This window comes from Methylomonas montana, assembly GCF_030490285.1.
GTDB classification, from domain to species: domain Bacteria; phylum Pseudomonadota; class Gammaproteobacteria; order Methylococcales; family Methylomonadaceae; genus Methylomonas; species Methylomonas montana.
In genome coordinates this window covers 2,816,251-2,839,250 of the sequence record NZ_CP129884.1, presented here as the reverse complement: position 1 = coordinate 2,839,250, position 23,000 = coordinate 2,816,251, and the positions used below count along the sequence as shown (strand labels likewise).

Below are 23,000 nucleotides of genomic sequence, written 5' to 3'. Positions count from 1 at the left end.
TAGAACGGTCGGGGGCGCGACGGCCTCCGCTGTTACTGTCCCCACATCGCCTTGAGTCGCAGGATTTCGGGCATGATTTCCATAAACAAGGCCAGCAAATGTGGGTCGAAATGGCTGCTGGCCATGTTTTGCATCGTTTTTAAGGTGTCTTCCAGCGGCCAGGGTTCTTTGTAAGGCCGTTTGGTGGTCAACGCATCAAATACGTCGGCAATCGCGACGATCCTTGCCGCTTCCGGAATGTTTTTGCCGGCGAGGCCTAGCGGATAGCCACTGCCGTCCCATTTTTCATGGTGATAGCGGGCGATTTCCGCAGCCATTTTAAAGACCGGATTGTTGCTTTTACTGAGGATGTCGCAGCCGATTTGCGAATGTGTTTTCATGATCAGCCATTCCTCAGCGTTTAGCGCGCGCGCCGCTTTGAGGATGCCGTGCGGAATGCCGATTTTGCCGGTATCATGGGTGGGGGCGGCTAATTCGATCATACCGACTTGCGACGGCGTCCAACCGGCTGCCCTGGCCAGCGCCGTCGAATACGCCGCCATCCGCCAGATGTGGTCGCCCGTGTAGGGATCGTTGTAGTGACCGGCATCGCCGAGCATCTCGATCGCGGCCCGCGCCAGATTGTCCAACTCGTCGACCCGCACCAGCGATAGGTGGGTCTGCACCCGGCGCAGCACGATGGGCCCCGACACCGGTTTTTGGATGTAGTCGACCGCGCCGACATCGAAGCCATGCGCCTCGTTCTCCATTTCGCCCATCGCGGTCACGAAAATCACCGGGATGCTGGCGGTGAGCGGATCGGCTTTTAAGCGCGTACACACCTGATAACCATCCATGTCCGGCATCATGATGTCCAACAGTATAATGTCCGGGGTATGCTCTCTGGCGGCGGCCAAGGCTTTTTCGCCGTTGATCGCAAACAGCAGTTGAAAGCGGTCTTTGAGTATTTGCTGGAGCACTTTCAGATTGTTTGGTTCATCGTCCACCAGCAGCACTTTGTAGCTGTCTTTCATCTCGCGTCTCCATTTGGCGGAAGCGCCAATTTCTCGATCAAGTGTTTTACCTCGGTTTTGGCGCCGTCAAAGTCAAAACTATCCACTTCAAAACGTATCGCTTTCAGTTCGGTTTCACCCAGGTAAGCTGTCAGTTGTTGCAGAATGGGTTCGGCGCTGTCTGGATTGAGCGCCTCCAAGGCCGTCAGGAGTGCTTGTAATAGACTAGCGACTCGCTCGGCGTCAAATGTTTGATTTGTTACCAGGGCTGGTTTATCCGGCAGCTGGAGACGGTGGATAGCCGTGGCGGCATCGCTCAGCGCAGCTTCCAGCGCATTGGTTTTTTCGACGATATTTTGCGGATCGCCGGATTTAAATTGCGCATCGATGTCGCTGGCCAAGGCAGCGATTTCGGACAAGGCCAAATTGCCGGCCACGCCTTTCAAGGCATGGGCGATGCGTCTCACCGCTTCTGTGTTGTCCGGGCTTTCTTGCAGATGCCGCCGCAGCTTTGCGGCGTCGGCGGCATGTTGCTCAGCGAAATTCAGTAGTGCATCGGCGTAAATCAAAGGGTCCAGCCAAGTCGCCAAGCCTTTTTCATAATCCGCGATAGCCGCTAGCGGCGCAAAGTCGACAGCGATTTTCACCGGCTCGGCAATAGTAACACCCGTATTGGCGATACCGGCACCCTTGGGAACCAGTCGTTCCATTTGCGCGAGCAGGTCGTCGACATCGATAGGCTTGCCGACGATGGCGTCCATGCCGGCATCCAGCGATTCCTGGCGTTCATGGCTCAACACGCTGGCGGTCAATGCCAGAATGGGGATATGTCCACCGCCGGCTTTTTCCAGCTCGCGAATCTGACGGGTTGCCGCTATGCCGTCCAGCACAGGCATTTGCAAATCCATCAGGATCAGGTCGTGGCCGCCACTACGGAAGGCATCGACCGCTTCCTGGCCGTTTTTCACCCAACTTACTTGGTGGCCTTGTTGTTCTAGTCGTAGACGGGCCAGCGTGGCATTGGCTTCGATGTCCTCGGCCAACAACACTTTGAAGCGGCGCGGCGAGAAATAGGCCACCGGCCGCGGGGCGCTGACTTGATACAGACAGTTATCTGTGGTCGCCGATTCCGGCAGATGCACGGTGAAATGAAACACCGAACCCACGCCCAATTCGCTTGTCACCCAAATCCGCCCGCCCATCAGTTCGACGATTTGCTTGCTGATGGTGGTGCCCAGACCGGTGCCGCCGAAGCGGCGGCTGGTGGTGGCGTCGGCTTGCGAGAACGATTCGAAGATGCGTTCGGTTTGTTCCGGCGTCATGCCGATACCGGTGTCGGCGATGGCGAAATGTAGCATTTCAATGCCTTCGGCGCGCGTGATAGTGACGGATATGCTGCCGGTGTCGGTAAATTTCACCGAATTGCCGACCAGATTCAAAATCACTTGCCGCAAGCGATTGGGATCGCCGACGAAATGATGCGGCAGACCGGCTTCGATCGCCAGGTCGATGCGCAGGCCTTTCTCGGCGGCGCGCAAGCCCATGATCTGCAAAGCCTCCTGCACCGCGAACGGCAGGTTGAAACACACCGACTCCAAATCGACTTTGCCGGCTTCGATTTTGGAAAAGTCCAGGATATCGTTGATGACGCCCAGCAGGTGCCGGCCTGAACTGAGGATGGTCTTGATATGGCTCCGGGTATCGTTGGAAAGGTTTTGATCCTGCAAGGCCACTTCGGCGAAACCGATCACCGTGTTCATCGGCGTGCGAATTTCGTGACTCATATTGGCCAGGAAATTGGCTTTGGCTTTGGCGGCCGCCTCAGCGGCTTCTTTGGCTAATCTCAGCTCCTGTTCGGCCTGTTTTTGCAGGGTAATGTCGGAAATGAAGCCGACGAACAGATGCCGGCCCTCGGAGATGATGCCGTGACCAACCGCCAGGTTGGCTGGAAAGCGGCTGCCGTCCTTGCGCTGGGCTACCACTTCCCGTTCGATGCCGAGAATTTTGGCTTGGTTGGTGGCTAGAAAATGTTGAATGTAACTGTCGTGGGCGGAGGCATCGGGTTCGGGCATCAGCAATGAGACATTTTTGCCGACGATTTCCGCGCTGCTCCAGCCGAATAGCTTTTCGGCTGCCGGATTGAACATTCTAATCAAACCGTTGCTGTCGATCGAAATCACGCCGTTTACCGCCGTTTGCACAATGGCTTTGACTTCGGTGGTGGCCAAGGCGACCAATTCTTCCAGATGTTCGCGGTATTTCAGCAATTCGGCTTCGGCGGCCTTACGTTCGGTGATGTCGGTGATCGAGCCGACCATCCGCACCGGGTGGCCGTCAACATCACGGATAGCCTCGCCGCGGTCCAGCACCCAACGATAACTGCCGTCCTTGTGGCGCAAACGCAATTCGGTGGTATAGCGTTCGTTGTATTCCAGATGCCGACGAAATACTTCGCTGGCTCGGTGTTTGTCGTCCGGATGAATCAGTTCGAAGAAAATCGATTCGACATTGGGTAATTCGCCATCAGCATAGCCAAGGATCTTGTTCCAGCGCGGTGACAGGTAGTAATCATGGGTGAGGATATTCCAGTCCCAGATGCCGTCGTTGACCGCGCGTTCGGCCAGCATGTAACGCTCTTCGCTGGTGCGGAGCGCCTGAGTACGCTCGGCGACCTTGGCTTCCAGATTGTGTTGTGCATCCGCCAGCGCGTCGGTCATGTGATTAAAGGAGCTGGCCAGTTCGGCAATCTCGTCTAAGCCGGCGACCTCGGCACGCACCGACAGATCGCCGTCGCGTATCCGTCTGGCGGTACAAGTCAGACGGGAAATCGGCCTGACGATGCGCCTAGCCAGGGCATTGGCGGTTACCGTGGTCAAGCCGACAAACAACAGCACGATGACCAGCATTTGTTTTTCCAGCGCTTGAATCGATGCCAAGGCCTCGGCTTTTTCGATATGGGCCATGATGCAACCACCGCCGGTTTCCGGAATATAGCGAAAGCCGTGGATAACCACTCGGCCGCGATAATCGCTGTCTATCATGGCGGTGTTTTGCCGGCTCAAGCAGGCCTGCATCGGCCGCGCGGAGATCGGGTGACTATTGCCTTGTGTACTGTAATAGCGGGAGGCGGTGACGAAGAAGCCATTGCCATCGGCCAGGAAAGATTCGCCGGATTGGCCTAAATCACGATGCGCGGCAAAGATGCTTTGTATCAGACTGACCGGATACGTGACCAGCAGTTGCCAGGGTGATTTTGCGTCTTTAGCGACGACATAGTAAAACCGGCTTTGTCCAGCTAGCGGTTTGCTAAAGTCTGCTAACTGGTCCGCTTGAAAGGGCTTGATATCGCTAATCGAAACAGATTTGTCGCCGGCGCTAACCGTACCAGAATCGGCATCGGGCCGAAAAAACGAAACGCCGCTGGCTCCCTCGGTGTGCAAATAATCGTTTAAAAAGTTGGCAGCGCAATCGCGATGCAGATTGTCCCCCGTCACGCATTTCATCAACACATCGGCTAGATAAGCATGGGCGCGGCTATCGGCGCGTTGCAATACCAACTTGAGTTGCTCGTGGCGGCTTTCAGCGACGCGGCCGACGATTTTGAAGCGATCTTCCCGGATATTGTCGATCGCAAACCGATAGGCCATCCAGCCGACCAACAAGGTTGGCAACAAGATCAACAGCAACAGCAGGGCAATCAAGCGTTTTTGCAGCATGTTGGGCCTCATGGTTGGCAAGAAGGTCGGCCGATGTTATGCCATGGATGTAGGCAATGCGGCAATACCTTAGCCTAATCGACACATCCATGCCGCTAAGATTCCTCAGCTGCCGGAATTGTCAAACTGAAGAGGAATATGATTGTCGTAGCCGACGCGTATGTGTCATGCATTTAAAACGCAGGCTGCAACAAAGGCGCTTTAGGCGGCGTGGCGCTGTGGTCGAGATCGGGGAAGATTTTTTGGAATAAATCCCCCTAGATCAGAAGGGGGGAGATAAATTGAGCGTTGATTGACTGTTGCGTAAGCCGGGATTATTTCCGCAACGCGTTAAAAAAACTGCATTCCGGCGCGCCGCCGTTTTTGTCGAAAAAGATAAAGCAATCGTTAAACCATTTCACATAGCGGTCGGCGTGCTCGGCGCTACCGATCGGGTATTGACGCATTTTCCAGCGATTGCGGGCGGAGTCGTTGTGATAAATGCCGCCGGCATTGTAGGCACAGGCCACTTTCGGCGGATCGAAATGGGTCTGCTTCCATTGCCCGGCAATGTAAGCAGTGCCAGCCTGGATCGAATTACTGGGGTTCAGCAGCCAGGCTTTATCGATATCGTCTTTGTTCAAGGCGGCGCGCGCGGTGGAAATAAGGGTTTGCATCAAGCCCGGCGAGATTTTATGCGGAGTGCGGACTTCGTCGATAAAGCCGGGTTCCTCGCGCACCGCGTTCTGGTTGCCGGACGATTCGGTGCAGATGGTGGCTATGATCAGTTCCACCGGTACTTTCAGCTCGGTCGACCAATGCGTCAACGGGCTGCTGTATTGACTCCAAACTCGTGCGATCGTTTTCGGCTCGCCGCCGCTACCTTGCGGGATGCTGTCGTTGTCGATCAATAATCCTTGCCCGCTTAAAGACCATGACACACCGTTTTGGTAGGCATGTTTGGTTTTCAGCTCATTGAGTAAATCTTGGCCGAGCACCTGGCTGCCCGCATCGTTGGCGGCTTGCCGTAGCGTATTGGGTAAGCTGTCGTCCTGGAACAAGCTGGCCCAAGTCAGCGGCCCGACGATGCCGTCGCCTTTCAGACCATGGCTGTTTTGAAACTCCAATACCGCGGCGGATGTCTTGGCGCCGAATAAACCGTCAGGTTGGCCGATATTATGAATCTGCAAGGCTTTTAAGCGCAGTTGTACTTCAAGCACGTCGCGGCCACGCAGCATCGGAAGTTGAAATTTAAGAGGGCGACTAAATGCCATGATCGGCTCCTATCTTTGCTAAAGGCTTATGGGCAGCCGGGAATCGAGGCTTTGATTCCGGCGATGTCGTTCAACAAGCGCCGATGATGGTCGGCGTAGCGGCTCTGCGCGGCTTGTAGGGCGGCTTGGGCTTCGTTTTGCTGTAATTGCTTCAGTGCCTGACAACTACCGGTAGCGTCGATTTGAAAGCGAATGGTCGCCAGTTCGGCGTTATGCAGAAAAAATGTGGCGGCCGGTTTTAAATCGCCGGGGGCTTGTAGAAACTCGCGGGCGCAGCCGAGTAGTTTTTGATTGTACGGCACCGCGGTGGCTGTACTGGTTTGTTCGCTACGCAATAAACGTAGCGATTCGCACCAGTTTTCAAAATACTGGGCGCGTTTGCCGACTGCGGCTTCCGCCGCAGTCCAGTCAGGTGTCTGGCGTATGCCCAGTTCCAATTGCTCGGCGGCGCATTGGTAGTTTTTGACGGTGTCGGCGTTTTGTTTAGCCAATCGGTAACAGGCGTCGCCTTTCAGTAAATGCAACTGGTTGCAGGCCTGATCGTCGGCTTTGCAATCGACTTCCGCACCGGCAATTTCCTGCCAATTGTTTTGGGCGGCGGCTTCTTTGAAATTTTTCAATTGTCGGGTGGCGCAGCCGGAGATTAATAAGCCGGCTAATAATATCGGCATGACGGTTTTCAGGTTAGGCTTCATGAGGCTTTGCCCTCCAAGATTTGTTTGATCATGCCGGCGACGGGTTTGTCCTCGGCTTGTAGCTTTTCGGTGACTACGATCAAACTGTCCAAATCCCGCAAGGCCTCCGGGTTTTGGTGCAGCTTGTCGACGGCCTGCAACACTGATTCGTAACCGCCGGTTTGGCCGAACATGGCCGGGTCGCGGGCCAGGATCAAGGATTTCAATTCTCGATCGGCGGCGGCGCGATGAAATTCGTCCAGGCCTTCCTCGAATTGTTCGATGGTTTTAAAGCCGCCTGACTCGGCATATTTTTCGAATAGTTCCGCCGAATTGGCATTGCCGATGAAATCGTTCACGGCGTCTTTCAGAAATTTGGGATTATCCATTTGTGCCTGAAATGCGACATTGAATAAGGGGCTTTGCCGTAACAACATGAAACCGGTATTGTCGTCGACCGGCTCCAGCGTCAAGCCGGCGGCCGGCGAAAATGGCATGTGTAAAATCCGGGCTTTCCATTTTTGATAATAAATGCCGGTCAGTTTGACGGTACCGGCCACCAGCGCCGCGATCAATGCTGCCGGCGGCATGAAGGTGCCAAGGGTGGCGCCGAAAGTTTTCACCGCGCTGCCGACGATGTCGGTCAACGGGCCGTCCTGATCCAGCGTATTTTGCGTGTCAGTAACGGCGCTGAGCGCGTCTTCGATTTTGCCGCCGTCCATCAAGCCTTTGGCAACGGTGACGCCTTTTTCCACTTTGTTGGCCAGATCGACGTATTTACCGCCGACCTCCTTGGGCAGCAAACCGGCAACGGCGCGGGCCATGTCGATGCCGGTTCCGAGCGTTTTCAGCATGCTGTCAGTCTTGGATTGTTGTTGCTGGCTGATGGCCTCATCGCGCTGACTGGTGGCTTCCTTGGCTTGCTGTAACACGCCGCTTTCGGAGTCCTTGTTCTGGCCCCTGGCGCCAAAATAAAAACCGATGATGGTGCCGAGGATGCCGCCCAGCACATCGGGAAATTGATTATTGGGTAACGCCAAAAACAGCATGGAGGCGGTGACGATCAACATCGCAATGACGCCGCGTATCGTGCCTTCCGGCAGGCCGGCCGGGCTTTGGAAGAATAGCGCCAGTTGTTTTTCCTGGGTGCAGGTTTCCAGAAAGGTTTTTTGCAGATGCCGTAAGTACAGTAAAACAGCGATGACGATCACCGCCATGATACCCAAGGTCACTAAAAAATGGACGGATAGTGCGATCGGTTTTTCTTCACCGTTAACCGCCGCGGTTTGTGCGAACGCGGAGAGCGGTAGCAGGCTGAGGCCTGCGTAAATTAAGGCTTGTAGTGGATAGCTTGGTTTATTCATAAGTCCGCCTTTTTGTAATGATCCAACGGATCAGCAAGGTCTCTGGTGTGGCTCAGTAGCCGGATAATATACCCGGCTAACCAGCCGGTCTAGTATTTGTTCTCGGTGCCTTCGCGCGCACGATCTCGGCGAGCCGGTGCGATAACCGGCCATGTCGGACTATCCTCTAGCCTGAAATACGCATCGTATTCCGGTAGGGAGTACGCTAACTGATTGACTCTATATCGCGCGGCCGGGATGTGGTTTTATTGGCATGAAAAATCGGCGATGCCCATATCGGGCGTCGGCGTTCCTGCCGGTAATACGTTTCGTAAAGCGCCCGATAAACCAATTCCGATGCTGTCCAGCGGTCCTTTAGAAAACTGCTTAGCATCAGCGCAGTGACAACACTGCAGACCAGGGCCAGTAAAAACAGATGTTTGCTCAACAATACCAAACTAAAGATCGCCAATATCAAGGTCAGGCTGCGCGCCAATTTGGATTGGATTTGCAGCGCATCGACTTGGGCGACGACCGGGTTATTGTTGTCCCGCAGCCGGTCTAGCGCTTCGCAGTATTTGCTGAGTAAGGGGTCGTTGGTGGATAGCGCGAGGTTTTGAGCGCGCCGATACCAACTGACTTCCTTACGGCGTTTGCGGTCGCGGTAAAGCCGGTCGTACAGGCTGTTGAGTATATCGTGCGAGAGTCTTTTGATAATGATGGTGACTGCCAGCGTCAACACTAAAAAAATCACCGCGCCGGCGGTGCTGGCGGCGAAAGGGTCCGGCAAGTGCCGTAAGGCCGGATGGATCTGCTCTCGGTAACTGAAAAACACCGCGACCAAGGCTGCCGATGGCAGCGCGATGCCGACCTGTTCCACCGGATCTTTGAATACACTAAAGAGCAACTTGCTCAGTGAGTTTGGCATTTTGTCCCTCCTTCAAGGTTGGGAAAAATGAGTTGCGGGACGTATGCGTCCTGGTTGTTGTTATCGGTATCATTAAATAGCAATTACGCCTAAACAGCAACTCAATTGATAGTCAGGTTGTGCAATATCACGGTTTATCCTGATGTACCAAATATCCGAAAATTTGGATGCAAATTTGATTTTAGCGAATGGTTAAAAATCCCCTCATCTTGAAGGCAATTTTTGGGTTTTAGCCAAATAGCCATGCGATTGAGTGGCTACAGCGCTTGTCATTTATCCGTTATCTTGGTGGCGATTGATTAGTCGATAAAATCTGGTAAAACTAGCGTAGAGTAAACCCACAAAAAATACAGCGGGGGCAACGCGCCATGATAGATAAACAAAAACTGACCGAGCTTTATCAAGCTCTAATCGATTTGTTATGCACGATATGGGCTTGGCTCAAGTCGACATGGCAGTCTTTGGCTAAACCTCAGCCGGATGCCAGCAAACCGGAAGGCTCTGAAACGAAACCTTCGCGGCTCTGGTTGTATGTGCTGCTGGGCATTTTCGTGTTGTCCTTATTTGCCGGCGGCGAGCGCATTCAGGGCCAGGAAATTCCCTACAGCCAGTTTTTAACCTTGGTTAACGACAATAAAATCGAAAATGCCGTCGTCACCCAACGCTTCATCAACGGCACGTTAAAAGAAGAAGACAAAAAAATCGGCAAGCACTTCTTCACGATACCGTTGTGGGACGAGTCGCTGGTTAAAAATCTGCAAGAGCACAAAGTCGAGTATGTGGTCAGAAGCGGAGATAACTGGCTGAGCAATTTGCTGTTCAACTGGGTGATTCCCATCGCGATATTTGCCGGTATCTGGATGTGGCTATTGCCGAAAATGACCGGCGGCGCAGGGCGCGGCTTTCTTAACTTGGGTAATAAAATCCGTATCCAGCAGGAAACCTCCAAAACCACTTTCGACGACGTGGCCGGCGCTGAGAGTGCCAAACAGGAGTTGAAGGAAACCATCGAGTTTTTAAAATCCCCCGAAAAACTGCAAAAGCTGGGCGGGCGGATGCCGAAAGGCGTGTTGCTGGTCGGCTCGCCGGGCACCGGTAAAACCCTGTTGGCCCGCGCGGTGTCCGGCGAAGCCGGGGTGCCGTTCTTTAACATTAGTGCCTCGGAATTTATCGAAATGTTCGTCGGTATCGGCGCGGCGCGGGTGCGGGATTTGTTCGAACAAGCCAGGCAAAAAGCCCCGTGCATCATCTTCATCGACGAACTGGATGCGATTGGCCGTTCGCGCGGCGGCCCGGCCATCATGGGCGGCAACGACGAACGTGAACAAACCCTAAACCAGTTATTGACCGAAATGGACGGCTTCGATGCCACCTCCGGCGTGGTGGTGATGGCTGCGACCAACCGTCCGGAAATTTTGGATAAAGCCTTGCTGCGTGCCGGCCGCTTCGACAGGCAAATCGTCGTCGACAAACCGGATTTGCACGACCGTATCGAAATCCTGAAATTGCATAGCAAAGCCATGCAATTGGACAAAGACATTGACCTAAGCACCGTCGCCAAACGTACCCCCGGTTTCGTCGGCGCCGATCTGTCCAACATCGCCAACGAAGCGGCGATCATGGCTGCGCGCAGTGGCCGCGACACCGTCAATATGGCCGATTTCGAGGCTGCCATCGATAGAGTGATGGCAGGCCCGGAAAAGAAAAACCGCATCCTTGGCCCCGAGGAAAAACGCAGGGTGGCCTACCACGAAGCCGGACACGCGCTGGTCGCGGAAAACGTGCCCACCGGCCAGCCGGTGCACAAAATCTCGATCATCCCGCGCGGCGTTTCGGCGCTGGGTTTTACCTTGCAACTGCCGGTCGAGGAAAAATACTTGTCCACTGAAACCGAATTGAAAGACCAACTGGCGATCCTGCTCGGTGGCCGCGTCGCCGAACAACTGGCTCTGCAAAGCGTCTCCACCGGCGCCCAAAACGACCTGGAAAAAGCCAGCGAAATCGCCCGCAACATGGTTTGTTATCTGGGTATGAGCAAAAAACTCGGACCGTTAATCTACGGCCAACGCCAGCAACTGCAATTTCTGCCTGGCGACATGTCCGAACAACGCAACTACAGCGAAGAAACCGCCCGTGTTGTCGATGCCGAAATCAAGGCGCTAATCGAAGACGCCGAACGCCGGGCGCAAAAGATATTGAGCGAAAAACGCGGTTATTTGGATAAGCTGGCTGAGCTGTTGCAGGAGAAAGAGGTGATTCAGCGGGAGGAGATGGTAGCTTTGATTGGCGGTGGGAAGTAAACCGCCGTGCTTGGCTCCGACGCTGTAACCAATCTTGACAGTCTTAAAGTCGACAGTCCCTTCTCCCTCCGGGAGATGGTTAGGATGAGGGTATATAAAACAAATTGCTCTGAGGGAGAAGAAATTTTTAGGTGATCCTTAAAACAAAAACGGATTTGGATAATCGGGAAACTTCCGACCCTTCCGATCAAAAATCTCCGCGCTACACCAAGGCTTGCCCTTGCCAATATCCACCGACACTCGGGTGAAGCTCTCGTCGCCGATAAAGCCTTCGCCTTCGTAGCGGTATTCGACGCGGTCGCGGAGCCGACGGGTACCATCCGACCACTGCATGAATTCCAGCGTCTTGCCGCCGTAAAAGTCGCTTTGGCTTTCGTGCGGGTAGGGCCAATAAAATGGCGATGATACCAACGAGGTCAACAAAAACTGTGGGTCCTGGTAGCAACGCATCCGTGCAAAACTGGAGTTGTGCACGTCGCCGGACAAAAACACCACGTCGCTAATCCCTTCCACGCGAATGAATTCCAGGATCATGCTGCGTTCGTCGTTAAAGCCAGCCCATTTGTCTTCGCTGCCTTTCATAGGCTTAGGGTCCGGGAAGAAAGGTACGCTGGATACTACAAACTTCACCGGAGCATGGCGGTTTTGGTGCAGCCAATCCAGAAACGCATTCAGCTGCTCACGGCCGAGCATGGTTTTACCTTCGATGCTGCTTGCTTCGCTAATCCGCAAGGTGCGGGTGTCCATCACGAAAAACGGAAACGGCCCCTTGTCGAAGCTGTACCAAAACTGGCCGTTAGGAGTATCAGGGTTATGCAGATGCTGGTAAGAGGCGTAAGCCCGCATCCGCGTCGCGAAAAAACCGCCGTTCTCGTCGCGCATCTGGTTTTTCGACCAGTCGTTACGAATTTCATGGTCGTCCAGAATCATGTAAGTAGGCACGCTACTCATCAACTCGCGGATATTGGTCAACTTGAACGACTTGCGATAAATCTCGCATAATTCGTCGAAGTTGGAATATTCGTGCAATTTGTTCAATGGGTCGGCGTACACCTGATCGCCGACCGCCAAAAAGAAATCAAGCGGATTTTGTTGATGCAGATTGAAAATAGAGCGGAAGGTCTTGTCGCCTTTTTCAGCATCGTTCAAAACAAAATTGTCCCAATACAAATAGCGGCAGGAACCAAACACAAAATTCAGCGTGGTATCGTTGCTGGGCCGGTGGGTTTTAAATGTGGTGCCGACTTTTTCTGCGCTATTCACGGCTGGTCCCTGAACAGGAACATCGGTAGCCGGCGCTTGTGCATCGCGTTTATAAACCAGGCCGCATTCCAGCCGATAAGCGGTATTGGCTTTTAGACCATCGAAATTCACTACTCCGGTAAAATCGTAATAGTCCTTTAAAAAGCAATACTTCGACGCTACGAGCTTTGCGCCCTCGTACAAATCGAAAGCGCCATAACAAAACTCGCGACTGGCGTGATTGGGGCCTTTCGCGCCGCGTATCCAGATTTTTGCCGAAGTGTCGGTGGTGTGGCCGATGATGGGGCCTAAAGTGATAGTCATTTGTTAGTCTCCATCGTGAGCTACGAACGATTAATTTATTCAACTGACAAGTTACCGCTTACACAATTTTTTAAATTTTTATAAAGTCCATTTTCTTCATACCTCTGGTTTTTCTTCATTCTGCCTGGTTTAGGCAAGAATAGTTTGCTAACAGGCAGGTCGGTTCGGTTGGTGTTAAATACTTTGTCGCCAGCGTTGATAAAGCAGGCTTAAAATCAATGCGCATTGCAATGCCGCGCAGATCAAGGCGCCAAATGCGGAATCGGCCCACAGCGGAAAAAACAACGCCGAGATACCGGTCATGCCGATCGCACTGAACAGACCGGGTAGCACGCCATACAGTAGCGCGGCAGACAGCAAGCTGAGGCTAAAAGCGCGTTGCGGGTTTTTGCCGTAACAAAAGCACAGATACAAGGCGCAATCGCGCAGCACCAGTAAGGCAACGGCCAACGGGTAGGCGTGCAGGGAAATATCTAGCCAGGCAAATTGCTGTTCGCGGAAACTCAGAAAGATTGCAAATGGCAGGCTTAGCGTAAAACTCAAGGCGCTCAGCGGCAATTCCTCGCCAACCCGCTGCCAGTTGGCTTGCCGCCAATATTCCAGCAAGCGTTTGATGCGCATCGGTTCGTGGCGCTCGACGATTACCCCGATGTAGGTCAGCACGCTGCAAACCGCAAAGGCGGCCAACGAGAACGAATAACTGGAGCTGGGAATAAAGCCGCCCAAATAGACGATCAAAAACAGCGTAAATCCCAGCCAGGCCCAAGGCAAATTTCGCAATCCCAAGTCTTGCGCCAACAGACGATAATTGCCTGTCATGCACCAGAATACAGCGGCAAGCAGACTGAATTGGTGCAAATTCTGCGCGTCCACCGCCATGCTGTACCAAAAACGGGTTTGGGCCACGCCGGGTAAATAACTCGATACGCTGGATACATCCGTCAACTGCGGCGCAATGATAATAAAACCCACCAAAGCCAGTGCCAGGATAGAGCCGGTCTTTAGTTGGCCGCGTTGTACGGCCAGCAAGCCCAGCAGCAGGCCCGCGCTTTGCACCAGCAATGCCGTGCCTATCGCATAAAAAAACAGCAAGGGCAGGGCGGCCGGATGGTCGGTAGCTAGTGCATAGACCAGCAAGCAGATGCCGGCGCAGTACCAGACCATGCTGGTGCTACCGAGCAGTTTGCCCCAACTCATTTGCCACGGGCCGAGAGCTGACAGGCGTTGAGTATCCCAGGTGCGGTCCCGGTATTCCTCGACGATGCTGTCCAGGCTTTGCCGAGTGCCCCACAGCAGCGTGATCAGCATGAACAAGGTCAACGCGGCTTGCGCGGTCAAGTTGCCCAGCCGGTAATCGTCCATAAAATAAGTCAAGGTAAACACAGCGCCCAATATCGCCGGCGCGCCGACCAGCCGGGCTTGCGAGCATTCCAAAATCAGCTGGCGTTCAAATTCGGGATTTAGATTCATGAGGCGTGGCGAATGGTTTGTAAATAAGCGTCTTGTAGATTGCTGGCGGCCGGGGCGAATTCGCAGACCGGTAAATCCATAGCCATCAGGGCTTTTAATATTTGATGTTGTTGCCCGGTGTCGCCGTCTATTTGCAATAAGGCTTGCTGTTTGTCGTCGCTATTTAGCACCTTAACGTCGGGTAGGGATTGTAGGAGCCGGAGCAGGTTTTCCACCGGTTTAGCGAGTAATAATTTAAACGGTTTGACCAGCGATGGCGCTTTTACCGCGACCTGTTCGACGATCCGGCCTTGGCGCAACACCAGCATATCGGTGCTGTAGGCTTCCAGTTCGGCCAGAATGTGCGAGGACACCAACAGCGTCATGCCTTGGGCTTGCAAGTCCAAAAATAGCTCGGCCAGTTCGTGGCGGGCTTCCGGATCCAGACCGGAAGCCGGTTCGTCGAGTAACACCACCGGCGGCTTGTGGATGATGGCCTGGGCGATGGCCACTCGCTGGCGTAGGCCGCGCGATAGCTCGGACGGACTGTTTTCCAGGCGATCCTGGATATGCAAACGCCGGCTGACATCGGCAATCGCTGCTGCGCAATCGGTTTCGGCGATACCTTGGGCGCGGGCCACGTAATGTAGGCATTGCCGTACCGTCAAACGTTGATAGAGTCCAAAAAAATCAGATAAATAGCCGATAATGCGATGGCAGGCGCGCGGCTGTTCCAACACGTCGATGCCGCCGATATTGATCGCGCCACTGACCGGCTGATCCAAGGCCGCCATGCAGCGCAACAGTGTGGTTTTGCCGGCGCCGTTAGGGCCGACCAACGCGGTAATGCTACCGGCGGCGATTTTGAACGATACATCGTCCAAGGCGCGCAGACCTGGGTATTCGAAAATCAGCTTGTCGACGGTGATCATGGCTGGGCGAGGCGGTTTTTTAAACGATTAACAAAAAGGTTGTCGGGCCCGATCATACCGCTTTTTTGCTTTCGCGATACGTTAAAACGAGACGGTATAAATTTTGCTGGATGGTTTGTGCGTTTCCATTTGGCATGGCCGCGCTGGCAGCCGGGAATGCCATTAACTTCGGGTATTTTACACCGCGCGAAACCAGATCGCCGGCGCTGCCGCCGGTGCGGAATGCGCCGAAACTGTGTATGATTACCGATCATTTTTTAAACATAAAGCAGGAGATATGAATGCATAACGTCACGTTGATTAAGGGTGATGGTATCGGTCCTTCGATCATGGACGCGGCAGTGGCGGTGGTCAATGCTTCGGGCGCGAAAATTCACTGGCATGAGGCGGACGCCGGCATGTCGGCCTATGAAAGAACCGGTACGCCGCTGCCGGACGCGACCATGGAATCCATCGCTCAAACCAGAGTGGCATATAAAGGCCCGCTGACCACGATGGTGGGGGAAGGCTTTAGAAGTATCAACGTCGAACTGCGCAAACAATACGATCTCTACGCCAACGTCCGTCCGGCGAAAAGCTGGAAAGGCGTGAAAACCCGCTACGACGATGTCGATATCGTCATCGTCCGGGAGAATACCGAAGGTCTTTATGTCGGTCTGGAACATTATCTGACGCCCGCGAAAGACATCGCCGAGAGCTTGGCGGTGGTCACCAAAGCGGGTTCGGAACGAATCGTCGAGTATGCGTTCAAATATGCGATCGACAACGACCGTAAAAAAGTCACGGTCTGCCATAAGGCCAATATCTTGAAATATACCCAGGGCTTGTTCCTGAGAGCGGCTCGCGAAGTGGCGGCTAAATATCCGGATATCGAATTCGACGAAAAAATCATCGACGCGGCCTGCATGCATATGGTGATGAAACCGGAGCAATTCGATGTGGTGGTAACCACTAATATGTTCGGCGATATTCTGTCCGATTTGACCGCCGGTCTGGTGGGTGGCCTCGGCCTGATTCCCGGTGCCAACATCGGTAGCGATGCGGCGCTGTTCGAAGCGGTGCATGGCAGCGCGCCGGACATCGCCGGTAAAAATATCGCCAACCCAACCGCGGTAATGATGGCTGGCGTGATGATGTTGAACCATTTGGGCGAACACGAAGCCGCTATCCGGATGCAAAACGCCATCGAAAAAGTCGTCAACGAAGGTGTGTATGTAACGCCGGATTTAAATCCGGGTAGCAAATATGGCACCCAGGAAATGGGGCAGGCGATCGTGGACGCCATGGCTTGAGCCAGGTTTGCTTGTACTGAAGCATTCACACCATGCCAATCCACATTCATTATTGGATACTCATATGTTAGAACAATACCGACAACATGTAGCCGAACGCGCCGCCGAAGGCGTGGTGCCTAAACCGCTGGATGCCGAGCAGGTTGCGGCGCTGGTTGAATTGTTGAAACAACCGCCTGCGGGAGAGGATGCCTTTTTGCTGGATTTACTGGCAAACCGGATTCCGGCCGGCGTCGACGAAGCGGCTTATGTCAAAGCCGGTTTCCTGACCGCCGTTGCTAAAGGCCAGGCAACTTCGCCTTTGCTGACCCCGGAAAAAGCGACCGAACTGCTGGGTACCATGCTTGGCGGTTACAACGTCGCGCCGTTGATCGAACTGCTCGATCATACGACTTTGGCGCCAATCGCCGCCAAAGCACTGTCGCAAATCCTGCTGATATTCGATGCTTTCCATGATGTGCAAGAAAAAGCCGAAGCCGGCAATGCTTACGCCAAACAGGTACTGCAATCCTGGGCCGATGCCGAATGGTTCACCGCTAAACCGGAAGTACCGGAAAAACTGACCGTGACGGTGTTCAAAGTCAGCGGCGAAACCAATACCGACGATCTGTCGCCGGCGCCGGATGCCTGGTCGCGGCCGGATATTCCGTTGCACGCCAAAGCCATGCTGAAAATGCCGCGCGACGGTATCACCAACGCCGAGCAGCAAATCACCGAACTGAAGGCCAAGGGTTTCCCGGTCGCCTACGTCGGCGACGTGGTCGGCACCGGTTCTTCGCGTAAATCGGCGACCAACTCGGTGCTGTGGTTCATGGGCAACGACATTCCGTTCATCCCGAACAAACGCGGCGGCGGCGTCTGTATCGGCGGCAAGATTGCCCCGATCTTTTTTAATACCATGGAAGATTCCGGCGCATTGCCTATCGAATGCGACGTCACCGGCATGGCGATGGGCGATGTGATCGACATTTATCCCTATCAAGGCGTGGTCAAACGCCACGGTACGGATGAAGTAATCTGCGAGTTTGCATTAAAAACCGAAGTGATCTTCGACGAAGTCCGTGCCGGCGGCAGGATTCCGTTGATCATCGGCCGCGGCTTGACCGACCGTGCTCGGCAGTTTTTGGGCTTGTCGGCATCGACTGTGTTCCGTCGTTTGGGCGTGGCCCACGACAGCGGCAAAGGTTTTACCCTCGCGCAAAAAATCGTCGGTAAAGCGTGCGGCGTCGCCGGTGTTAGGCCGGGCAGCTATTGCGAACCGAAAATGACCACGGTCGGTTCGCAAGATACCACTGGACCGATGACCCGCGACGAGCTGAAAGACCTGGCTTGCTTGGGTTTCTCGGCCGATCTGGTGATGCAATCCTTCTGTCATACCGCCGCTTACCCGAAACCGGTGGATGTACAAATGCAGCACACCTTGCCGGACTTTATCATGACTCGCGGCGGCGTATCACTGCGTCCCGGCGATGGCGTGATTCACTCCTGGCTGAACCGAATGTTGTTGCCCGATACCGTCGGTACCGGCGGCGACTCGCATACCCGTTTCCCGATTGGTATTTCCTTTCCGGCGGGTTCCGGTCTGGTGGCGTTTGCGGCCGCGACTGGGGTGATGCCATTGGATATGCCGGAATCGGTATTGGTGCGCTTTAAAGGCCAAATGCAACCCGGCATTACCCTGCGCGATTTGGTGAACGCGATTCCGTATGCGGCTCTGAAAAGCGGCTCGCTGACCGTTGCCAAACAGGGCAAGAAAAACGTTTTTTCCGGGCGGATTCTGGAAATCGAGGGTTTGCCGGATTTGAAAGTCGAGCAAGCGTTCGAGTTGTCCGATGCTTCGGCCGAACGTTCCGCCGGCGGTTGTACGATCAAACTCAACGAAGCGCCGATCCGCGAATATCTGAACTCCAACATCACGCTGCTGAAATGGATGATCGCCGAAGGTTACGGGGATGTCAGAACCATTCAACGCCGCATCAAGTCGATGCAGGATTGGCTGGCGAACCCGGTATTGATGGAAGCGGATAAAGATGCTGAATACGCAGAGATTATAGAAATCGATTTGAATGAAATCACCGAGCCTTTGCTGGCGTGCCCGAACGATCCGGACGACATCAAACCCTTGTCGGAAGTGGCAGGCACCAAGGTCGACGAAGTATTCATCGGTTCCTGCATGACCAACATCGGCCACTTCCGCGCCGCCGGTAAATTGCTGGAGAAAGCCGGGGCCTTGCCGACCCGTTTGTGGGTGGCGCCGCCGACCAAAATGGATCAAAACCAATTGATCGAAGAAGGTTACTACGGCACCTTCGGCAAAGTCGGCGCCAGGACCGAAATGCCCGGTTGCTCCTTGTGCATGGGCAACCAGGCGCGGGTAGCGGAAGGTTCGACCGTTGTTTCAACATCGACCCGCAACTTCCCCAATCGTTTGGGAAATGGCGCCAATGTCTATTTGTCTTCGGCAGAATTGGCGGCGGTGTGTTCTCTGTTGGGCAAGATTCCGACGGTTGCCGAGTATATGCAATACGCAGCCAGCATCGAACAAACCAGCGCGGATACCTACCGCTATCTGAACTTCGATAAAATTGATAGCTATCAGGACAAGGCCAAGCAAGTGGCCTAGTCGTCACCGACAGTTCCCGAGCGGCGCTCGGGAACTGTCTTCCGTGCAAACGCACGCCGTTTTTGCAGCCAACGAATCACGCCGGTGATATACAGCACCGGGCAAGCCAGGCCAGCCAGCAATACCAAGATTCGTCCCGGCCAACCAAAGGCATGACCACTGTGCAAGGGCCATTGCCAATCGTAAAAGACATCGGCGTTCGAGCCTGTGCCGGAATCGTAGACTTTCAGAATCTCGCCGCTGTATTGGTCGACAGCAAAATCCCGATAGCCGACAAATTGGCTCAATTCAGTGATGTCACGTTTCATCACCCTAAACACATCCAGTCGGTCCTTCGGTGCATTCAACATCCACAGTCGGCCGGCAGGGTGGCTTTGCTGCACTATCGTTTCCACCTGCGCCAAGCTAATCGTCTGTTGTCCGGCTTGGGGTGCGGCGCTGTCAATCGTTTCCGGAATGCCGTTGTACGCATTTGGGCGGGTGATAGCCGAGAAAGGCTTGATCAACACGTCTATTCGGTCCGGCATCGTCATGTAGATACCGGAAAACAATACCGGTATCAACACGATGCCGGAATAAAAGCCGACGGTTTTATGTAAATCGAAGTTAAACCTGACTGATCCCGCATGGCGCTTGAAAGTCAGGGCTTGCCTAAATTTACCGGTCAACGGCCACCAGACGATGATTCCGGTCAATACCGATAAAATGGAAAATGCACCGAGAATCGAGACGATAGTGCCGCCGGTTTTACCCAGCAGCAAACACCAATGTAATTGCATAATGAAACTGACCAAAGGCCGGCCCCAATATCGATCTTTGGGATGCCAGAGCTGCAAGCCCTTGACTTGAGTCGTATAGGGGTCGACGAAGATATAGTAGCCGTCGCCGTTATTGGTTTGGCTTTCGTCCCGGACGAAATATAAAAATTTATAGGCAACTTCGGCTTTACGCGGGTAATACACCTTAAAAAAACGACTACCTGGCGGTTTGGCGTTTTCCGCCGCGGCGACGATGTCGTCTAAAGAACGTAAATGTCGTTGTTCTTCGGCGGGTAAGGACACGACGGACAGCTCCGGGTTTAATAGTTCCTGCATTTCCTGATAAAACACCAATAGTCCGCCGGTCAGACCGACCACAGCCAGCAACAATCCCACGCTCAAGCCGAGATAAAGATGAACCGCCAGCCAGCGTTTCCGACGGGCTTTGAGCGTGTTTAAACGGCGGGAGGAAACTGCCGACGGAGCGAGTTCAACCATTCGCGAAAAAATCTCGGGGGCTGGTTTCATGGCGATTTTCATAATACGGCATTGGCTGTGGTATACGAAGCGGCGGGTGGGCATGCGCGGCGCGCGCACCCTCCCAGACCGGTTCCGGGTTAAAACTCGACCTTGACCGAACCCATGAAAGATCGCGGCGTGCCCCAGGTTGCACGGGTTTGAAACGGCATCGCAAATCCGTCGTGGACATATTCCTTGTCCAGTAAATTGGTCACGTTGAGCTGTAACGTCACATTAGTTTTTGCCACTTTCCGCGTGTAGGCTGCCAATAGATCGATGACGCCGTAGCCGGCAAAACTAAAGTCGTGATTGTCGAAAGTGGCTTTCTTATCGCTGACCAGTTCCAGACCCGCCCCAAGCTTGAGTCCGCGTAGATATTCCTGCTGGAAATCGTATGTCGTCCACAGCGTGGAGGTCTGTTTGGGAATGCCGCGAAAGCCGCCGCCAACCCTTATGTTATCTGGGTTGTTTTCTTTAAGGACTTCGGTTTCGGTATACGCGTAGGTGGCTATGGTGTTCCATCCCGGCAATATTTCGCCTTTGACATCCACTTCAACGCCCCGGCTTTGCGCTTCGCCAGTCGCTACGGAAAAGTTTGGATTGATCAAGTCGGTAGTTGCAATGTTTTGTTTGGTCAATTGGTAATAGGCGACCGTACTGGTTAATCGGTCATCGAAAAATGCGGTTTTAAAGCCCACTTCCCATTGCTGCGCCGTTTCCGGCGGCAAAAACGATCTATCACTCGTTAGATTACCGTTGGTAACGCCAAAATTTTCGACGTAGTTGCCGTATAGACTCAACCAATTCATCGGCTGCCAAAGAACGCCAACCTGCGGCGTCACCGCATCGGCTTTCTGGCCGATTTGTCCGGCAAGTACATCGTATTGCTCGACATTTTGATAGCGAAAGCCACCCATGACGTGGACGTTATAAGGCAGCTTGATTTGGTCCTGCAGATAAATGCCGTAAAAATCAGTTTTTGTATGGAACGACTGGCTGGCGCGCGTCGTGGGATCGATGGGCGGATTGCCGGTGTGAACGGGGTTGTAGATGTCGATGGTACTCGCGGCCGTGCTGCTATAACCGACGGAATTCATGTCTTGCAGGTAATAATCGCCGCCTATCAACAAGGTGTGTTTCAAAAATCCGGTATCGAAATGGCCGGTCAAATTGGTGGTCGTGAAATAACTGTCGTTTATGAAAAAGTCGCTGGTGAGGATGCGCCTATTCAATGTGCGTTGGTCGGCTTGCAACGTGCCGGGCAGCATCACCAAACGGTCTCGGTCCAATAATTGGATATTCAACTGCTCGGTCAATACCCAATCGTCGTTAAATTTATGGGTAAGATTAAAGCCGATCAGCTTGTCTTCGACATGGTTGCGGTTGTCCTCCATCAAATTCCGTTCGCGCGGAATATCCGCCAGACGCGGATTGATCCAAGAACCATCAGCTCTGGTGCCATCGATGATTAACGGCCTTGAGTGAAGATCGTAAACATTGTTTTCCTTACGATACTCGAGTTCTAAAAGTGCTGTTGTATCCGGACTGATATTCCATTGCAGTACCGGCGCGACGAACAGTTTGTCGTAATCCACGTTTTCCCGGAACGAACCGCTCTTTTCAAAGGCAATATTCATTCGATACAACAAATCCTTATTCTCGGTAATCGGCCCAGTGGCATCGATACTGGTGCGGAATAAATCAAAAGAGCCGAATTGCTGCTGCAAAGCGTAATAGGCGGTATCCAAGGGTTTTTTAGTGACAATATTCAGCATTCCGCCGGGTTCGACTCGCCCATATAACATCGCGGCAGGCCCCTTTAATACTTCCAGGGTTTGTACGTTTGCCATATTCCTTGTGCCTTCAGGGCCCGATGCATCGATACGAAAGCCGTTGCGAAACAGGTTGTAGTTATAAAAACCGCGGATGGTAACTTGGTCGGTCAAGCCTCCTGCAGCCTGACCGGTGGTCACGCCGCTAACGTATTTGACGGCCTGATCGAGTTTTATGGCTTGATTGTCATCCAGTACCGCCTTCGGAATCACCTGCACGTTTAGCGGTGTCTCCATGATCGGCGTGTCGGTTTTAGTGGCGAAACTGGTGTTGGGAACCGAGTAGTCCTTGTTATAGGGGGCGGTGGGATCGTAAGTGCGTTGTCCGGAGACAGTTACCGCCGGCAAACTGTTCACTTCTAGCGGCTTAATCGATACGGCATTGTCGGCAGTAAAGGTGTAACTCAGACTGGCGCCGCCGACCAGAATCGCTATCGCCTGTTTGGCGCTATAAGTGCCTTGCAGCGCCGCACTGGTTTTGCCGGCTAGCGTTTGCTCCGCGTAGAACAGATGCAGGCCGGTCTGCTGTTTGAGCGTGTCCAGCGCGCTGGACAGGGCTTGCGCCGGAATGTTCAACTGATAGCTTGGTTCCTGAGCCGCAGCAACCAGCGCAGTGCCGGTCAGCAGCCCGCCGACTAGCGTTCTCGAAAGTGAATACATTTGCCCTCCCGTGGTGTGTGGTGATTTCACTACCCAGTAAGAGCGGTTATCTATGGTGAAGGCGCCACTTTTTTTTCGATGGGTTAAAAATATTTAAAAGGTGCGGATTACAACGATTCAATGGCTAGTTCTAACGGTATCCGCGAAGCGGAGATTGATGTGG

General features: G+C 53.7%; 14 protein-coding genes. 3 read left to right on the top strand and 11 right to left on the bottom strand.

Going from position 1 to position 23,000, the window contains the following annotated elements; all coding sequences use genetic code 11:
• Positions 1-32: 32 nt before the first annotated feature.
• The 6 genes from QZJ86_RS13070 to QZJ86_RS13045 all read right to left on the bottom strand — a co-directional run bounded on the left by QZJ86_RS13070 (position 33) and on the right by QZJ86_RS13045 (position 8,906).
• The gene (locus tag QZJ86_RS13070; RefSeq protein WP_301670863.1) at positions 33-1,013 is read right to left on the bottom strand and encodes a response regulator; all 981 of its coding nucleotides are present in this window, start codon (positions 1,011-1,013) and stop codon (positions 33-35) included.
• Positions 1,010-4,708, bottom strand: coding sequence for a PAS domain S-box protein (locus tag QZJ86_RS13065; protein WP_301670862.1), 3,699 nt, complete (start codon positions 4,706-4,708; stop codon positions 1,010-1,012). Before QZJ86_RS13065 ends, QZJ86_RS13070 begins: the two co-directional genes overlap by 4 nt.
• A gap of 314 nt (positions 4,709-5,022) precedes the next feature.
• The gene (locus tag QZJ86_RS13060; protein WP_301670861.1) at positions 5,023-5,961 is read right to left on the bottom strand and encodes a peptidoglycan-binding protein; all 939 of its coding nucleotides are present in this window, start codon (positions 5,959-5,961) and stop codon (positions 5,023-5,025) included.
• Positions 5,962-5,987: 26 nt separating this feature from the next.
• On the bottom strand, positions 5,988-6,656 hold the full coding sequence (locus QZJ86_RS13055) for a hypothetical protein (RefSeq protein ID WP_301670860.1): 669 nt from the start codon (positions 6,654-6,656) through the stop codon (positions 5,988-5,990).
• Positions 6,653-7,999 (bottom strand): hypothetical protein, encoded by a 1,347-nt coding sequence (locus QZJ86_RS13050; RefSeq protein WP_301670859.1) that lies wholly within the window; start codon positions 7,997-7,999, stop codon positions 6,653-6,655. Before QZJ86_RS13050 ends, QZJ86_RS13055 begins: the two co-directional genes overlap by 4 nt.
• 205 nt (positions 8,000-8,204) lie before the next feature.
• A complete protein-coding gene (locus tag QZJ86_RS13045) occupies positions 8,205-8,906 on the bottom strand; it encodes a hypothetical protein (RefSeq protein ID WP_301670858.1) in 702 nt (233 codons plus the stop codon).
• Between the two features lie 368 nt (positions 8,907-9,274).
• Here QZJ86_RS13045 and ftsH point away from each other — a divergent pair, with 368 nt between their 5' ends.
• Entirely contained in the window at positions 9,275-11,206 is a 1,932-nt protein-coding gene (ftsH, locus tag QZJ86_RS13040; RefSeq protein ID WP_301670857.1) for an ATP-dependent zinc metalloprotease FtsH, read from the top strand.
• A gap of 138 nt (positions 11,207-11,344) precedes the next feature.
• On the opposite strand, the gene QZJ86_RS13035 is transcribed toward ftsH, so the two are convergent.
• From QZJ86_RS13035 to QZJ86_RS13025, 3 genes are all read right to left on the bottom strand, one after another.
• Positions 11,345-12,772, bottom strand: coding sequence for an alkaline phosphatase D family protein (locus QZJ86_RS13035; protein ID WP_301670856.1), 1,428 nt, complete (start codon positions 12,770-12,772; stop codon positions 11,345-11,347).
• Between the two features lie 174 nt (positions 12,773-12,946).
• Positions 12,947-14,242 (bottom strand): hypothetical protein, encoded by a 1,296-nt coding sequence (locus QZJ86_RS13030; RefSeq protein ID WP_301670855.1) that lies wholly within the window; start codon positions 14,240-14,242, stop codon positions 12,947-12,949.
• Positions 14,239-15,153, bottom strand: a complete 915-nt coding sequence (locus QZJ86_RS13025; protein ID WP_301670854.1) for an ABC transporter ATP-binding protein — start codon at positions 15,151-15,153, stop codon at positions 14,239-14,241. The genes QZJ86_RS13030 and QZJ86_RS13025 overlap by 4 nt, the downstream gene beginning before the upstream one ends.
• A gap of 281 nt (positions 15,154-15,434) precedes the next feature.
• Here QZJ86_RS13025 and QZJ86_RS13020 point away from each other — a divergent pair, with 281 nt between their 5' ends.
• Both QZJ86_RS13020 and acnB read left to right on the top strand, forming a co-directional pair.
• A complete protein-coding gene (locus QZJ86_RS13020; RefSeq protein ID WP_301670853.1) occupies positions 15,435-16,445 on the top strand; it encodes an isocitrate/isopropylmalate dehydrogenase family protein in 1,011 nt (336 codons plus the stop codon).
• 64 nt (positions 16,446-16,509) lie between these two features.
• Positions 16,510-19,068, top strand: a complete 2,559-nt coding sequence (gene acnB, locus QZJ86_RS13015) for a bifunctional aconitate hydratase 2/2-methylisocitrate dehydratase (RefSeq protein WP_301670852.1) — start codon at positions 16,510-16,512, stop codon at positions 19,066-19,068.
• Here the strand turns inward: acnB and QZJ86_RS13010 are convergent.
• Together QZJ86_RS13010 and QZJ86_RS13005 are read right to left on the bottom strand one after the other, a co-directional pair.
• A complete protein-coding gene (locus QZJ86_RS13010) occupies positions 19,065-20,354 on the bottom strand; it encodes a PepSY-associated TM helix domain-containing protein (protein ID WP_301670851.1) in 1,290 nt (429 codons plus the stop codon). The genes acnB and QZJ86_RS13010 overlap by 4 nt on opposite strands.
• Positions 20,355-20,443: 89 nt before the next feature.
• Positions 20,444-22,837, bottom strand: a complete 2,394-nt coding sequence (locus tag QZJ86_RS13005) for a TonB-dependent siderophore receptor (protein ID WP_301670850.1) — start codon at positions 22,835-22,837, stop codon at positions 20,444-20,446.
• Positions 22,838-23,000 lie beyond the last annotated feature (163 nt).

Bases quoted from the DNA above. Each gene is read 5' to 3' on its own strand.
- QZJ86_RS13070 (WP_301670863.1), bottom strand. From the start codon at position 1,013: ATGAAAGACAGCTACAAAGTGCTGCTGGTGGACGATGAACCAAACAAT.
- QZJ86_RS13065 (WP_301670862.1), bottom strand. From the start codon at position 4,708: ATGCTGCAAAAACGCTTGATTGCCCTGCTGTTGCTGTTGATCTTGTTG.
- QZJ86_RS13060 (WP_301670861.1), bottom strand. From the start codon at position 5,961: ATGGCATTTAGTCGCCCTCTTAAATTTCAACTTCCGATGCTGCGTGGC.
- QZJ86_RS13055 (WP_301670860.1), bottom strand. From the start codon at position 6,656: ATGAAGCCTAACCTGAAAACCGTCATGCCGATATTATTAGCCGGCTTA.
- QZJ86_RS13050 (WP_301670859.1), bottom strand. From the start codon at position 7,999: ATGAATAAACCAAGCTATCCACTACAAGCCTTAATTTACGCAGGCCTC.
- QZJ86_RS13045 (WP_301670858.1), bottom strand. From the start codon at position 8,906: ATGCCAAACTCACTGAGCAAGTTGCTCTTTAGTGTATTCAAAGATCCG.
- ftsH (WP_301670857.1), top strand. From the start codon at position 9,275: ATGATAGATAAACAAAAACTGACCGAGCTTTATCAAGCTCTAATCGAT.
- QZJ86_RS13035 (WP_301670856.1), bottom strand. From the start codon at position 12,772: ATGACTATCACTTTAGGCCCCATCATCGGCCACACCACCGACACTTCG.
- QZJ86_RS13030 (WP_301670855.1), bottom strand. From the start codon at position 14,242: ATGAATCTAAATCCCGAATTTGAACGCCAGCTGATTTTGGAATGCTCG.
- QZJ86_RS13025 (WP_301670854.1), bottom strand. From the start codon at position 15,153: ATGATCACCGTCGACAAGCTGATTTTCGAATACCCAGGTCTGCGCGCC.
- QZJ86_RS13020 (WP_301670853.1), top strand. From the start codon at position 15,435: ATGCATAACGTCACGTTGATTAAGGGTGATGGTATCGGTCCTTCGATC.
- acnB (WP_301670852.1), top strand. From the start codon at position 16,510: ATGTTAGAACAATACCGACAACATGTAGCCGAACGCGCCGCCGAAGGC.
- QZJ86_RS13010 (WP_301670851.1), bottom strand. From the start codon at position 20,354: ATGAAACCAGCCCCCGAGATTTTTTCGCGAATGGTTGAACTCGCTCCG.
- QZJ86_RS13005 (WP_301670850.1), bottom strand. From the start codon at position 22,837: ATGTATTCACTTTCGAGAACGCTAGTCGGCGGGCTGCTGACCGGCACT.